The organism is Citrobacter sp. CK185 (assembly GCF_030333565.1).
GTDB lineage: Bacteria > Pseudomonadota > Gammaproteobacteria > Enterobacterales > Enterobacteriaceae > Citrobacter_B > Citrobacter_B koseri.
Genome location: NZ_JAOWFR010000023.1, coordinates 500,623 through 515,517, shown reverse-complemented (window position 1 = coordinate 515,517; position 14,895 = coordinate 500,623). Strand labels below are relative to the sequence as shown.

15 protein-coding genes are annotated in these 14,895 nt (G+C 51.9%); 7 read left to right on the top strand and 8 right to left on the bottom strand.

What is annotated here, in order from left to right; genetic code table 11:
- Window positions 1–54: 54 nt before the first annotated feature.
- Window positions 55–1,419 (bottom strand): MFS transporter, encoded by a 1,365-nt coding sequence (locus OGV79_RS10100; protein ID WP_012133555.1) that lies wholly within the window; start codon window positions 1,417–1,419, stop codon window positions 55–57.
- A gap of 182 nt (window positions 1,420–1,601) precedes the next feature.
- On the opposite strand from OGV79_RS10100, the gene OGV79_RS10095 reads away from it, so the two are divergent.
- The 3 genes from OGV79_RS10095 to OGV79_RS10085 are packed head-to-tail and all read left to right on the top strand — an operon-like array spanning window position 1,602 to window position 2,886.
- Window positions 1,602–2,084, top strand: a complete 483-nt coding sequence (locus OGV79_RS10095) for an Hcp family type VI secretion system effector (protein WP_115182354.1) — start codon at window positions 1,602–1,604, stop codon at window positions 2,082–2,084.
- Between the two features lie 11 nt (window positions 2,085–2,095).
- A complete protein-coding gene (locus OGV79_RS10090; RefSeq protein WP_199971321.1) occupies window positions 2,096–2,563 on the top strand; it encodes an STM2901 family protein in 468 nt (155 codons plus the stop codon).
- Window positions 2,563–2,886, top strand: coding sequence for a DUF1493 family protein (locus OGV79_RS10085; RefSeq protein ID WP_071259899.1), 324 nt, complete (start codon window positions 2,563–2,565; stop codon window positions 2,884–2,886). Before OGV79_RS10090 ends, OGV79_RS10085 begins: the two co-directional genes overlap by 1 nt.
- 56 nt (window positions 2,887–2,942) lie before the next feature.
- Here OGV79_RS10085 and cyoE read toward each other — a convergent pair whose 3' ends face one another.
- The 7 genes from cyoE to OGV79_RS10050 form a co-directional block, all read right to left on the bottom strand.
- Window positions 2,943–3,833, bottom strand: coding sequence for a heme o synthase (gene cyoE / locus OGV79_RS10080; protein WP_081353222.1), 891 nt, complete (start codon window positions 3,831–3,833; stop codon window positions 2,943–2,945).
- A gap of 11 nt (window positions 3,834–3,844) precedes the next feature.
- Complete coding sequence (locus OGV79_RS10075; protein WP_012133553.1) at window positions 3,845–4,174, bottom strand: cytochrome o ubiquinol oxidase subunit IV; 330 nt, start codon at window positions 4,172–4,174, stop codon at window positions 3,845–3,847.
- Complete coding sequence (locus OGV79_RS10070; RefSeq protein ID WP_115609541.1) at window positions 4,174–4,794, bottom strand: cytochrome o ubiquinol oxidase subunit III; 621 nt, start codon at window positions 4,792–4,794, stop codon at window positions 4,174–4,176. Before OGV79_RS10070 ends, OGV79_RS10075 begins: the two co-directional genes overlap by 1 nt.
- On the bottom strand, window positions 4,784–6,775 hold the full coding sequence (gene cyoB, locus OGV79_RS10065; RefSeq protein ID WP_012133551.1) for a cytochrome o ubiquinol oxidase subunit I: 1,992 nt from the start codon (window positions 6,773–6,775) through the stop codon (window positions 4,784–4,786). The genes OGV79_RS10070 and cyoB overlap by 11 nt, the downstream gene beginning before the upstream one ends.
- A gap of 19 nt (window positions 6,776–6,794) precedes the next feature.
- Window positions 6,795–7,742, bottom strand: a complete 948-nt coding sequence (cyoA, locus tag OGV79_RS10060) for a cytochrome o ubiquinol oxidase subunit II (RefSeq protein ID WP_012133550.1) — start codon at window positions 7,740–7,742, stop codon at window positions 6,795–6,797.
- 458 nt (window positions 7,743–8,200) lie between these two features.
- Complete coding sequence (gene ampG, locus OGV79_RS10055) at window positions 8,201–9,676, bottom strand: muropeptide MFS transporter AmpG (RefSeq protein ID WP_049008406.1); 1,476 nt, start codon at window positions 9,674–9,676, stop codon at window positions 8,201–8,203.
- Window positions 9,677–9,720: 44 nt separating this feature from the next.
- Complete coding sequence (locus OGV79_RS10050; protein WP_012133548.1) at window positions 9,721–10,299, bottom strand: lipoprotein; 579 nt, start codon at window positions 10,297–10,299, stop codon at window positions 9,721–9,723.
- 304 nt (window positions 10,300–10,603) lie between these two features.
- On the opposite strand from OGV79_RS10050, the gene bolA reads away from it, so the two are divergent.
- The 4 genes from bolA (at window position 10,604) to clpX (ending at window position 14,841) form a co-directional block, all read left to right on the top strand.
- The gene (bolA, locus tag OGV79_RS10045; protein ID WP_012133546.1) at window positions 10,604–10,921 is read left to right on the top strand and encodes a transcriptional regulator BolA; all 318 of its coding nucleotides are present in this window, start codon (window positions 10,604–10,606) and stop codon (window positions 10,919–10,921) included.
- 347 nt (window positions 10,922–11,268) lie between these two features.
- Window positions 11,269–12,567 (top strand): trigger factor, encoded by a 1,299-nt coding sequence (tig, locus tag OGV79_RS10040; RefSeq protein ID WP_012133545.1) that lies wholly within the window; start codon window positions 11,269–11,271, stop codon window positions 12,565–12,567.
- 246 nt (window positions 12,568–12,813) lie between these two features.
- Window positions 12,814–13,437: an ATP-dependent Clp endopeptidase proteolytic subunit ClpP gene (gene clpP / locus OGV79_RS10035; protein ID WP_003021624.1), complete on the top strand. Its 624-nt coding sequence runs from the start codon at window positions 12,814–12,816 to the stop codon at window positions 13,435–13,437.
- 129 nt (window positions 13,438–13,566) lie between these two features.
- On the top strand, window positions 13,567–14,841 hold the full coding sequence (gene clpX, locus OGV79_RS10030) for an ATP-dependent protease ATP-binding subunit ClpX (RefSeq protein ID WP_012133543.1): 1,275 nt from the start codon (window positions 13,567–13,569) through the stop codon (window positions 14,839–14,841).
- Window positions 14,842–14,895 lie beyond the last annotated feature (54 nt).

Below are 14,895 nucleotides of genomic sequence, written 5' to 3'. Positions count from 1 at the left end.
CGGACAATGCGGTCTTGTAGGCCGGATAAGGCGGTAGCCGCCATCCGGCACTTCTCACGCCAGCCTGATCGCCTGCTCAACCTCAAAACGGTTGGTCACTTTGCTGTCGATCTTCACATAGGCGGAATGCTCTTTCTCTGCGATCAGTACCTCACTCACACCTTCAGTCGCCAGCAAACGCTGTTTCAGCGCGTCATCGGCGGCAATCTCCGGCGGAATTTCCACGCGTAAGCTGCTGACATACGGCGGTTCTTTCATCGTACTTGCTACCGCCAGCCAGACGACGGTCAGCAATGCGCCAGCCAGAAATACCGCCTGACCGCCGAACAGACCATTCACCCAGCCGCCCAGCGAGCCGCCAATCGCGACGCCGAGGAACTGGCTGGTGGAGTAAACGCCCATCGCGGTGCCCTTATAACCGGCAGGAGACTCTTTGCTGATCAGCGAGGGGAGGAGGGCTTCCATCAGGTTAAAAGCGAGGAAGAACAGCTGTACCCCGGCAATTAATCCCCAGAAGTGCACGCCTGCGCCCCACAGCACGACTTCGGCAATCAATATCAACGCGACGCACAGCAGAAAGACCCGCTTCATCCGGCGTTTGACTTCGGCGTAGATAATGAACGGGACTACGGAGCCAAATGAGATCAGCATTGTGACCAGATAAATTTTCCAGTGCTCGGCGGCGGGGAAACCGGCAGCGGCAAGCTGGCCGGGGAGGGCGACGAAGGTCGACATCAGCAGAATATGCAGACACATGATGCCGAAGTTAAGCTTCAACAGCTTAGGTTCGGCCAGCACTTTGCTGAAACTGCCTTTCACCATGCCGGATTCACGGTTCAATACGTGGGTTGTGCTGTTGGGGACAACCCAAACGGTCAGGGCGATGCCGAGCGCGGCGAGTGCGGCAATCATCCAGAACAGGGCGTTCAGCCCCAGTTTGTGGGTGACGATCGGCCCAAGCACCATCGCAATGGCGAAGGTAATACCAAAACTGACGCCGATAAACGCCATCGCTTTGGTTCGGTTTTGCTCGCGGGTTAAGTCAGACAGCAGCGCCATGACGGCGGCGGCGATTGCGCCGGAGCCTTGCAGCGCGCGGCCAAGAATAATCCCCCAGATGGAGTCAGACAGCGCGGCGATCACGCTACCCAGCACGAACACGGCCAGACCGCCGATAATCAACGGCTTACGCCCGACACGGTCTGAGAGTAACCCAAAGGGGATCTGGAAAACGGCTTGCGCCAGGCCGTAAATACCGATAGCAATTCCGATCAAGGCTTCGCTGGCGCCCTGAAGCGCCATACCATAGGTGGTCAGAACCGGCAGGACCATAAACATGCCAAGCATGCGCAAAGAAAATACAGTCCCTAAACCCCAGGTGGCGCGCAACTCACCCGGCGTCATTTTGTAATCGTTCATTCCCACCTCTGTATAAAATCCGCGACTAGTGTAAAGCGGCGAGGTAACAGGGTAAACCACTACGGTATGTAGAATTGTGTTGAGACTTAAAAGAAATAGTTACCAGTGCAACTAATTTACTTGCGATAATTACAGTCGTAGTATTTTTGTGGTTATTTCTAATGGAAAGCGGGAAAAGGAAAATGGCGATTCCAGGCAATATGTGGATTTATGACGATGGCGGCGCGCTGATTAAGGGTGGCTGCGATGTAAAAGATAGGGAATACAGTATTGAATTTAAAGGCTTTCACCACAATTTATCTATTCCAACTGATAACGCAACAGGTAAGCCGACGGGCACACGCCAGCACTCACCGATGATGATCGTCAAAGAGTTCGATTACTCCAGCCCGTATTTATACAAAGCTGTTGCAACAGGCCAAAATCTTAAATCAGCAGAGATACGCTGGTACAAAATTAACGATGCGGGTCAGGAGGTCGAGTATTTTAATATGTTGCTCGAAGGTGTGCGGATTGTTTCTGTCTCTCCAACGATGGCAGGGCCAGAAGACAAGAACAACAACCATCTTGAAACCATAGAATTACGTTACGAGAAAATCACCTGGAAGCACTGTGATGGCAATATTATCTACAGTGATGCATGGAATGATCGGCAGTCCGTCTGAGGGAGGCGTCAATGGATACGACGGAAGAAGCGAATGGAACTTATTGGTATCATGGGCACGCTAATGTAACGCCTGGTGAACTATTTGATTTGATATTTATTGAGCAGTTAGCTGATTCATTAGGGATAACCACTGAAGCCGCTACGTTAGTGTTGATAGGTCAACCATTGATTCCCGTAAAAGGAAAATTATCAGCAGCCATGAACACACCGGGTACCAGCATTGCATCTATCTTATGCAGAAAACTTCTGAAAGGGGCTCGTTTCCCATTTGGATTAAGACCGCATGCGCCTATGGGGAAATTTTCTAAATTGAAGATGGTTCCCACAAACCAAATTGCAACTTATATAGGTCGATGGATTCCTTTTATCGGTCATGCTCAGCTAATCATGCTGCTGTTCATGGTTACAAAACATACGCGTGATAAATACAACCTTATCGCACGACCCAAAGATCGCATACAGTGGACATCTTTCTGATGAGAAATTATGAAGCTGAAGTAATTGAATACATCATGAAGAACTACCCAATCAGGGAACGTTGGTTTAGGCCTGGCCTTAAACAGGTTACTAAAGAGTGGACCCTGGAAGATGATTTTCAGTTTGTACCAGAAGATGCCGATGATTTTTTAGTCGATTTATTTGAACATTTTGATATTGAGTATTCAAACTTTGATGCGCGGAATTATATTGAATATGAATATCCATTCTGGCAAAAAAAGCTGCCTGAAATAGAGTTAAAGCCTTTGACAGTAGAGATGATTATAGAGTCAGCAAAGGCGGGTAAATGGCTTTATGACTGAATAACATCCCTCAGATAAAAAAGGGTGCCGAAGCACCCTTGTAGCATTCGCTGATTTTACCCGACCCAGGTCAGCAGGCTGTGCGAGTCCGGCACCATAAAGTCGACGGACATCATCACGCTTAACGCAGTGATGGCGATGATGGAAAAGCCGAACAGCTTACGCGCCCAGACTTTGTCATCTTCCACTTTGTAACCGCGCAGGGCCATTCCGAGCCACCAGACGCTCACGGCTGCCGCGACCACCAGATATTTATATCCGGCATAGCCGCCCAGGGAGAGCATCAGCGTCGCAACGGCAAAGGCGATGATGTACAGCGTGATATGGTTCTTCGCCACCGAGATGCCTTTCACCACCGGCAGAACCGGAATGTTGGCAGCCTGATAATCCTTGAAGCGGAAAATCGCGATGGCGTAAGAGTGCGGCATCTGCCACAGGCTAAAGATCGCCAGCAGAATCAGCGCGCCGCTGTCGAATTCGCCCGTTACGGCGCAGTAGCCAATCACCGGCGGCGCAGCGCCGGAGAGAGAACCAATCAGCGTGCCGTAAACGGAGTGGCGTTTCATGTACAGACTATAAATGCCGACATACACCACGAAGCCCATCACCCCCAGCCAGCAGGCCAGAGGATTCGCGCCAAACCACAGCAGCATAAAGCCAGCAATACCCAGCAAGGTGGCGTACACCAGCGAGACAGCAGGAGAAATCAGGCCTTTGACCAGCACCCGATTCTTGGTCCTTTCCATCTTCCTGTCGATATCCCTGTCGATGTAGTTGTTAAATACACAACCCGACGCCACAACCAGTGACACCCCGACCAGCGTATAGATAAACAGGGGATAGTCGATGCTGCCTTTAGAAGCCAGCAGGAATCCCCCAATCACCGAGATCAGGTTGCCAAAGATGATGCCTGGTTTCGTTACTTGCAGGTATTGCTTAAACATCATAACCGCCGCTCTTAGTGCATCATCATATTGTAGTTCAGGTTCCACATAATCCAGATGGAGCCCACCACCAGAATGGCAATGATCAGCACGGTAAAGACAAAGGCCGTCATGTTCCAGCCTTCGTCAGATTTCGTATTCATGTGCAGGAAGCACACCAGATGCACCAGAATCTGCACCACTGCCATCGCCAGGATAGTCCCCAGAATCACGGCCGGGGAACCTGTACCCGTCATCACCATCCAGAACGGAATGACCGTCAGGATGATCGACAGAATAAAACCTGTCATGTAAGTTTTTACGCTGCCGTGGGACGCGCCGCTGTGATCGGTAGAATGACTCATTACATCGCCCCCATCAGATAAACAACAGTGAACACACAGATCCACACCACATCCAGGAAGTGCCAGAACAGGCTCAGGCACATGATGCGGGTACGGTTAGTGCTGGTCAGGCCGCGACGGGCGATCTGCACCATCAGCACCGCCATCCAGATAAGACCGGAGGTGACGTGCAGACCGTGCGTACCGACCAGCGCGAAGAACGCAGACAGGAAGCCGCTGCGATCCGGGCCCATGCCTTCAACAATCAGGTGATGGAATTCGTAGATTTCCATCCCGATAAATCCGGCACCGAACAAGAAGGTCAACGCCAGCCAGGAGACAACCTGGCTCTTGTTGTTCTTGTGCATGGCGATAGCCGCCATGCCGTAGGTGATGGAGCTGAACAACAGCAGGAAAGTTTCAACCAGAACGAACGGCAGTTCAAAAATGTCCTTACCTGTCGGGCCGCCTGCGGTGCCGTTCACCAGAACGGCATAGGTTGCGAACAGAATAGAGAACAGAATGCAGTCGCTCATCAGGTAGATCCAAAATCCGAAGATTTTGGTCTGGCCTGCATCGTGGTGCCCGTGTTCGTGCGCGTGGGCAGTCGCGTGCGTTTGCGCTAAAGTATCAGTTGCCATTTTTCAGCCCTGCCTTAGAAATCTCATCGAAATGCTGGTTTTCCAGTTTTTCGACTTCCGGGACTGGTACGTAGTAGTCCACGTCCTCGTCAAAGCTCTTAACAATCCAGCTGATGATCATGCCTGCGAAGCTTGCAATCGCCAGCCACCAGATATGCCAGATCATGGCGAAACCAAAAATAGTGGAGAAGGCAGCGATAACGATGCCCGCACCGCTGTTTTTCGGCATATGAATTTCTTCATAATGCGCAGGCTGTTTGTACGCTTCGCCTTTTTCTTTCATTTCCCAGAAGGCATCACGCTCGTGAACGTGCGGCACAACGGCAAAGTTATAGAACGGAGGCGGAGAAGAGGTTGCCCACTCCAGCGTACGTGCGCCCCACGGGTCACCGGTCAGGTCGCGGTTCTGCTCGCGGTCGCGAATAGAAACGAAGATCTGAATCAGCTGGCACAGGATGCCCAGTGCAATCAGCGCGGCGCCACAGGCGGCAATCAGCAGCATTGGATGGAACTGCGGGTCAATCTGCTGGCTGAGACGACGGGTCATCCCCATGAAGCCCAGCACGTACAGCGGCATAAACGCCACGAAGAAGCCGATGATCCAGAACCAGAATGCGCGTTTACCCCAGGTCTCGTTCAGCGTGAAGCCGAACGCTTTTGGCCACCAGTAGGTCATACCGGCGAAGCACCCGAAGACCACACCGCCGATGATAACGTTATGGAAGTGCGCAATCAGGAACAGGCTGTTGTGCAGAACGAAGTCCGCGCCCGGAACTGCCAGCAGAACGCCAGTCATACCGCCGACCGAGAAGGTCACGATAAAGCCGATCGTCCACAGCATCGCTGAGTGGAAGACGATACGCCCCTGGTACATGGTGAACAGCCAGTTGAAGATCTTAACCCCGGTCGGGATTGCGATAATCATCGTGGTAATACCGAAGAAGGCGTTTACGTTCGCGCCCGCACCCATGGTGAAGAAGTGGTGCAGCCAAACGATGAACGACAGAACGGTGATACACACGGTCGCCCAAACCAGCGAGGTGTAACCAAACAGGCGTTTACGCGAGAAGGTTGCGGCGATTTCGGAGAACACCCCGAAGACCGGCAGAACCAGGATGTACACTTCCGGGTGGCCCCAGGCCCAAATCAGGTTGATGTACATCATCATGTTGCCGCCCATATCGTTGGTAAAGAAATGGGTGCCCAGATAGCGATCCAGGGTCAGCAGCGCGATGGTGACAGTCAGAATTGGGAAGGAGGCGATAATCAGGATGTTCGCGCACAGCGATGCCCAGGTAAATACCGGCATCTTGAACATGGTCATGCCCGGCGCACGCATCTTCAGAATCGTCACGAAGAAGTTGATACCTGTCAGCGTCGTACCGATACCGGATAGCTGGAGACTCCAGATCCAGTAATCGACCCCGACACTCGGACTGTACTCTATTCCCGAGAGCGGTGGATAAGCCAGCCAGCCGGTCTGTGCGAACTCACCAACGCCCAGAGACAGGTTAACCAGGATAACGCCGACAACGGTGAACCAGAAGCTCAGGTTGTTCAGGAACGGGAACGCAACGTCACGCGCGCCGATCTGCAACGGAACCACCAGGTTCATCAGACCGATAACGAATGGCATTGCCACGAAGAAGATCATGATCACGCCGTGAGCGGTGAAGATCTGATCGTAGTGATGCGGCGGCAGGAAGCCCGCTTCACCCGCAGAAGCCAGCGCCTGCTGGCTACGCATCATGATGGCGTCGGCAAAGCCGCGTATCAACATAACAATTGCGACGATGACATACATGATGCCAAGACGCTTGTGGTCAACCGAAGTAAGCCACTCTTTCCATAGGTAGGTCCACTTACCGAAGTAAGTGATCAAGGCTAAAAGCGCCAGACCCCCGACGATAATGGCAGCGATCGTAACCATGACGATAGGTTCATGGAACGGGACTGCATCCAGTGTCAATTTTCCGAACATCGTTTTCTTCCTCGGCCCCTTAGTGAGCGGATTCCGCGTGGCTCATGTCCATGCCTTCCATGCCTTCATGCGAGCTGTGCTCACCTTCCGGTTGGGTCATGTCCATGCTCTTACCGTGAGCCATAAATTTGTTAATGACGTCTTTAAACAAATCCGGTTTCACGTTGGAGAAATATTCCACCTGGTTGTATTCGCTTGGCGCAGCCACTTTCTCGAACGCAGCCATGTCGCTCATGGTGTTCGGTGACTGTTTAGCTTTAGCAACCCACTGGTCGAATGTGGCGCGGTCCGGCGTGGCGATAGCTTTGAACTTCATACCGGAGAAACCTGGGCCGCTATAGCTTGCGGAAATACCATCATAGGTACCGGCTTCGTTGGCGATCAGATGCAGTCGAGTCTGCATACCGGCCATGGCATAAATCTGGCTACCCAGACGCGGGATAAAGAAGGAGTTCATCACGGAGTTGGAGGTCACTTTGAAATAAACCGGAGTGTTCGCCGGGAAGGCGATTTCATTCACGGTTGCAATGCCCTGTTCCGGGTAGATGAAGAACCATTTCCAGTCCATGGAAACCACTTCGATGGTAATGGGCTTCTCGTCATGCGCCAGCGGCTTGCTTGGCTCAAGAGCGTGAGTGGTTTTCCAGGTAAGTACAGCAAGGAAAATGATGATCAGAATCGGCACCGTCCAGACCACAGCTTCCACTTTATTGGAGTGTGACCAGTTCGGGCTGTACTTCGCATCTTTATTGCTCGCACGGTACTTCCAGGCGAAACCAACAGCCATCAAGATGGCGGGAATCACGACAATCAACATCAGGCCAAAAGCCGTCAGTATCAGTGAACGTTGTTCCAGTCCAATCTGTCCTTTGGGGTCAAGAAGTGCAGAATTACAGCCACTGAGTAATGCAGTGCCTGCAATTAATGACAACCATCCCAAACTTTTATTGTATTTCCTGAGTCTCATTTAACGACCTCAATTCCACGGGACCTGGTGGCGTTTAAAGTGTGTGGGCATTTTACGGGAAGGTTACATTACTGTAAACATGATTGGATCTGTGTTACTGGGTTCTGCCGGGCATGTCACATATGTTGCAGGATATGTCGCGTTGACTTTAAGAACCTGTTGCAACATCACGTTATAACGAAAGAGGGCAGGAAGGCAGGGCTTACAGGGTAATTGGTATAACCAATGCGAAATTAAAACAATTGTTTAACAATTAATTATCAATAAAGAGACAAGTGGAAAACAAAAAATAAAACCATATTGGCTGAATCGAGTAAGGAAAATAAAATCTATAAAAGGCGTCAATAATTTCCAGATGCTATTGCGCACAAAACAACAAATATTATTTTTCGCAACTGCTGCTTATTTAGCCGTTATAATTTCGCTCTGTTATTACAACGGCAAATAACGTTGCCCGCTTACACAAGACGTGTTTTGCGTAGCGCCAGATAATCCAGCACCCCGCCGAACAAAATGCCGCATATCGCCACCATGACCCCCGCCTCAAGCAGTTCGGGCAGGAAGGAGAAGCGAGTGTAGTCCACGGCGTTCATCGTCAGCAGCAACAGCCATACCGCCAGCAGGCCGCAACCGATCATTAGCGTCAGCAGCGCCAGACCATACGCCCCGCGAAATTCCGTACGGGGGATGAAGCTTTCGCTTTCCCAACTGTGTTCAAGGGTTTGACGACAAACCAGCAGAAGCAGAAGGCCAGGCACGGCCGCTGCAACAGAAAAGAGATAAAACGTGGGCCAGCCATGCGCTTCGACAAACCATCCGGCAACGGGGCCGACATACACGCGTCCCACCGCAGAGAGCGCGGAGAGCAGGGCAAACTGGGTGGCGGAAAACGATTTGTTGCACAGCGTCATTAACAATGCGACAAAGGCCGCCGTTCCCATCCCGCCGCACAGGTTCTCGAAGAAGACCGCTGCGGCCATGCTGAACATATGCTTGTCCGTCACGGAAAGCAGCCAGTAACCGGCGTTGGAAACGCCTTGCAGAATGCCGAAAATTAGCAGCGCGCGGAAAAGGGAAAGGCGCTGCATCAGGATGCCACCGTACAGCGCGCCGACAATCGTCGCCAGCAGTCCCAGCGTTTTATTGACCACGCCGACTTCACCGGCATCAAAACCAACGCCGCGAATCAAAAAGGTGGTGGTCAGACTCATGGCGAACGCGTCGCCCAGCTTATACAGCACGATTAACAACAAGATCAGCCAGGCGTTGTTGCGGCCAAAAAAGTCGCGCAGCGGAGCGGCGACCGCCTGTTCCAGCGTTTTAGGCACTGGAATGGAATCTTCAGGTTCAGGGGCCAGGAGCGTGGCGATAATACAGGGCACAAGCAGCGCCGCCATCAGCCAGTACATCCCCTGCCAGCCGAGCCAGCGATCCGCCAGCCACAGCGCCAGCCCACCGGAGACCAGCATCCCTAGCCGATAGCCCAGTACGCTAATCGCCGCTCCGGTGCCGCGTTCTTCCGCAGGCAGAACATCCGTTTTCCACGCGTCAAAGACAATGTCCTGAGATGCGGAACAGAAGGCGATGATAACCGCCAGCGCCGCCATCCAGCGCAGCTGCGTGCCGGGTTCCAGAAAACCCATCGCCGCAATGGCGAGCAGCAGCAGAATCTGCGTGGTGACCAGCCAGCCGCGACGACGACCTAAAAAAGGCGGCGTGTAACGGTCCATGACTGGAGACCAGAGGAATTTAAAGACGTAGGCCTGGCCCACCAGAGAGAAGAAACCAATGGTTTTGAGATCGATATTCTCAACGGTCATCCAGGCCTGTAGCGTGCCGGAGGTGAGCGCGAGGGGTAAACCTGATGCAAACCCCAGAATCAACAGGATAGCTGAACGCGGTTGCTGAAAAATACGTAAATATTGGTTGGGCATGGGCATCTACAGGCCCGACAAGCGCCGGGCCATCTGGACAGAAATTAACGTGCGTTCTGCTTAATGAATTCGTGAATGCTGGTGTCCTGAGACATATCAGCGATGGTGTCGGTCAGGACGCTGTTAACCGCGTTGGCGATATTCTGGTTGGACGCCTGGAATGCGCCTTCAACAGAGTAGCTCGCACGGTAGTTTTTCGTCATCTTGTTGCCGTTTGCCGCCGTCGCGATGATGGCGATATCCGCTTTGGTGGCGATGTTGTAGCGAACGTTACCCTGAGATACATCGGCATACAGCTGATTTACGATGATTTGCAGGTTAACAGCGCCGTTCGGCCCCACCATATAACCGCGTGCGGTCATCTGTTTTTCCAGCACTTCTTGCAGCAGGAAGCGCAGATCGCGGGAGGCGGTCAGAGTAACCAGTTGGTTATTACGCGTAACTTTCGCCAGCGCCTGATCCTGACGCTGGTCGGCGCCGTTGATGCTCACAGTAACGCCCATCAGGCTTGGATCTTGTTGCGGCAGTGTGATTTTCGGCGATACGTCAATGGTTGTCGGCGGTGTTGCGCACCCTGCCAGCATAACCAGAGCAATTAATGGAAAGAGGATTTTCTTTAACATGTTCGGGCTCTCAGTGACTCTTAAGCGTGATAGATAAAAATTCCCGCCATCATAACATTGCCAACGGCGAGGGGAAGTGGTCAACGCATGTAAATTCATCGCGTTGTCTGTTTTCTGACCCTCGGTACACCTTACTTCGGGTTTTCGCAACCAAATGAATGGATAAGTCAGTAAACTTCATACGTTTGAATGAAAATATCAGACGAACGCTAAATTTTTGTTGTCATGATGTAATGTAAACGGTAAAAGCGGCTAGTATTTAAAGGGATGGGTGACATCTCAGCGTTGTCGGAGGAGATATTTCATGATGATACGTGAGCAAATAGAAGAAAAATTAAGGGCAGCGTTCGAACCCGTGTTCCTCGAAGTTGTGGATGAAAGCTATCGTCACAATGTTCCGGCAGGCTCTGAGAGCCACTTTAAGGTTGTGCTGGTCAGCGATCGCTTCACTGGCGAACGTTTTCTTAATCGCCACCGGATGATTTACGGTACGTTAACGGCAGAACTCTCCACAACCGTACATGCGCTGGCCCTGCATACCTATACCATTAAGGAGTGGGAAGGATTGCAGGATACGATCTTCGCATCGCCTCCTTGCCGTGGCGCAGGAAGCATCGCGTAGAAAAACGCATTTGCAACTGTTGGCGCTTTTCCAGTATGTTGCTACAGATTATGTGAAAACGGCCTGCGGGCCGTTTTGTTTTGTCTGAATTTTGAGCGAGATGTACAGTATTCAGACCAAAATTAGCCGGGAATTGTGAAAAAAGCCGCAGCAACGCGCGATAACCGTTCTCGACTCATAAAAGTGATGCCGCTATAATGCGGCGTCTTATTTTTCGGAATGTCTTCGGGATGATTCTGACGACAGGGAATGTGATTGATTATGAGAACATCCCGGTTCCGCGAAGCCAACAACCTGTGCTTGCGGAGTAGAGTTGACCGAGCACTGTGATTTTTTGAGGTAACAAGATGCAAGTTTCAGTTGAAACCACTCAAGGCCTTGGCCGCCGTGTAACGATTACTATCGCTGCTGACAGCATCGAGACCGCTGTGAAAAGCGAGCTGGTCAACGTAGCGAAGAAAGTGCGTATTGACGGCTTCCGCAAGGGCAAAGTACCGATGAATGTTGTTGCTCAGCGTTATGGCGCTTCTGTTCGCCAGGACGTTCTGGGTGACCTGATGAGCCGTAACTTCGTTGACGCGATCATCAAAGAAAAAATCAACCCGGCTGGCGCACCGAACTATGTTCCGGGCGAATACAAACTGGGCGAAGACTTCACCTACGCTGTAGAATTTGAAGTCTACCCGGAAGTTGAACTGACCGGTCTGGAATCCATCGAAGTTGAAAAACCGGTTGTTGAAGTGACCGACGCCGATGTTGACGTGATGCTGGACACCCTGCGTAAACAGCAGGCAACCTGGAAAGACAAAGACGGCGCTGCTGATGCAGAAGATCGTGTAACCATCGACTTCACCGGTTCTGTTGACGGTGAAGAGTTCGAAGGCGGCAAAGCGTCTGACTTCGTACTGGCGATGGGCCAGGGTCGTATGATCCCGGGCTTTGAAGACGGTATCAAAGGTCACAAAGCAGGCGAAGAGTTCACTATCGACGTGACCTTCCCGGAAGAATATCACGCTGAAAACCTGAAAGGTAAAGCCGCTAAATTCGCTATCAACCTGAAGAAAGTTGAAGAGCGCGAGCTGCCGGAACTGACCGAAGAATTCATCAAACGTTTCGGCGTTGAAGATGGTTCTGTTGCCGGTCTGCGTACTGAAGTGCGTAAAAACATGGAACGCGAACTGAAAGGCGCTGTGCGTAACCGCGTGAAGTCTCAGGCGATTGAAGGCCTGGTGAAAGCGAACGACATCGACGTTCCATCTGCGCTGATCGACAGCGAAGTTGACGTTCTGCGTCGTCAGGCTGCACAGCGTTTCGGCGGCAACGAGAAGCAAGCGCTGGAACTGCCGCGTGAACTGTTCGAAGAACAGGCTAAGCGTCGCGTTGTTGTCGGCCTGCTGCTGGGCGAAGTGATTCGCACTCAGGAGCTGAAAGCTGACGAAGAGCGCGTTAAAGGTCTGATCGAAGAGATGGCTTCTGCGTACGAAGATCCGAAAGAAGTTATCGAGTTCTACAGCAAAAACAAAGAGCTGATGGACAACATGCGTAACGTCGCTCTGGAAGAGCAGGCCGTTGAAGCCGTTCTGGCGAAAGCGAAAGTGACTGAAAAAGCCACTTCCTTCAACGAACTGATGAACCAGCAGGCGTAATTCGTCGCTTAATTAGCACGAAATTCGCACAAGAGCCCGTCACCTCCAGGTGGCGGGCTTTTTTTTGTCACGCATTTTGCATGGAAGAGTGCGAAAACAGCGTTTCAGTGTTAGCGTTACAACAAAAGATTGTTATGCTTGAATTATGGCGATGCCGTACCCATAACAGAGGGACTAGCTGATAATCCGTCCATAAGGTTACAATCGGTACAGCAGGTTTTTTCAATTTTTATCCAGGAGACGGAAATGTCATACAGCGGCGAACGAGATAACTTTGCACCCCATATGGCGCTGGTGCCGATGGTCATTGAACAGACCTCACGTGGTGAGCGCTCTTTTGATATCTATTCTCGTCTACTTAAGGAACGTGTCATTTTTCTGACCGGCCAGGTCGAAGACCATATGGCTAACCTGATTGTGGCGCAGATGCTGTTCCTGGAAGCGGAAAACCCGGAAAAAGATATCTACCTGTACATTAACTCCCCAGGCGGAGTTATTACCGCAGGGATGTCTATCTACGACACCATGCAGTTTATTAAGCCGGACGTTAGCACGATTTGTATGGGCCAGGCGGCTTCTATGGGCGCGTTCCTGCTGACTGCTGGCGCAAAAGGCAAACGTTTCTGCCTGCCTAACTCTCGCGTCATGATTCACCAGCCTCTCGGCGGTTATCAGGGCCAGGCGACAGATATTGAAATTCATGCCCGTGAAATCCTGAAGGTGAAAGGGCGCATGAATGAACTTATGGCGCACCATACGGGTCAGTCTCTTGAGCAGATTGAACGTGATACCGAGCGCGACCGCTTCCTCTCCGCGTCTGAAGCGGTGGAGTACGGTCTGGTCGACTCGATTTTGACCCATCGTAATTGATGCCCAGGGCGCAGGTGTGCCGCTATAATACTATCCAGGGGCGGCACAACGCTGACAAGCGACTTGCGCCTGAGAATGGCATTTGCGTCGTCGTGTGCGGCACAAAGAACAAAGAAGAGGTTTTGACTCATGACAGATAAACGCAAAGATGGCTCGGGCAAATTGTTGTACTGCTCTTTTTGCGGCAAAAGCCAGCATGAAGTGCGCAAGCTGATTGCCGGTCCATCCGTGTATATCTGCGACGAATGTGTTGATCTATGTAACGACATCATTCGCGAAGAGATTAAGGAAGTAGCACCGCACCGTGAACGCAGTGCGCTGCCGACGCCACATGAAATTCGCAACCATCTGGACGATTATGTTATCGGCCAGGAGCAGGCGAAAAAAGTGCTGGCGGTCGCGGTATACAACCACTACAAACGTCTGCGCAACGGCGACACCAGCAATGGTGTTGAGTTGGGCAAAAGTAACATTCTGCTGATCGGGCCGACCGGTTCCGGTAAAACGCTGCTGGCCGAAACGCTGGCGCGCCTGCTGGACGTACCGTTCACCATGGCGGATGCCACCACCCTGACCGAAGCCGGTTATGTGGGCGAAGATGTTGAGAACATCATTCAGAAGCTGTTGCAAAAATGCGATTATGATGTGCAGAAAGCGCAGCGCGGTATTGTCTACATCGATGAAATCGACAAGATTTCCCGTAAGTCTGACAACCCGTCCATTACCCGTGACGTTTCCGGTGAAGGCGTACAGCAGGCGCTGTTGAAACTGATCGAAGGGACGGTTGCCGCCGTTCCGCCGCAGGGAGGACGCAAGCATCCGCAGCAGGAGTTCTTGCAGGTTGATACCTCTAAGATCCTGTTTATCTGCGGCGGCGCGTTCGCTGGTCTGGATAAAGTGATTGCTAACCGTGTTGAAACCGGCTCCGGCATTGGTTTTGGCGCAACGGTCAAAGCGAAATCCGACAAGGCCAGCGAAGGCGAACTGCTGGCGCAGGTTGAGCCGGAAGATCTGATCAAATTTGGTCTGATTCCTGAGTTTATTGGTCGTCTGCCGGTTGTGGCGACGCTGAATGAGCTGAGTGAAGAAGCGCTGATCCAGATCCTGAAAGAGCCGAAAAACGCCCTGACCAAACAGTATCAGGCGCTGTTTAACCTGGAAGGCGTCGATCTGGAATTTCGTGACGAAGCGCTGGATGCTATCGCGAAGAAAGCGATGGCGCGTAAAACCGGCGCCCGTGGTCTGCGTTCCATCGTTGAAGCGGCGCTGCTTGATACCATGTACGATCTGCCTTCTATGGAAGACGTCGAAAAAGTGGTTATCGACGAGTCCGTCATCGGCGGTCAGAGCAAGCCGTTGCTGATTTACGGCAAGCCGGAAGCGCAGCAGGCATCTGGTGAATAATTAACCAACTCATACAATCAGTTAACGAAAAAGGGGGGATTTTATCCCCCCTTT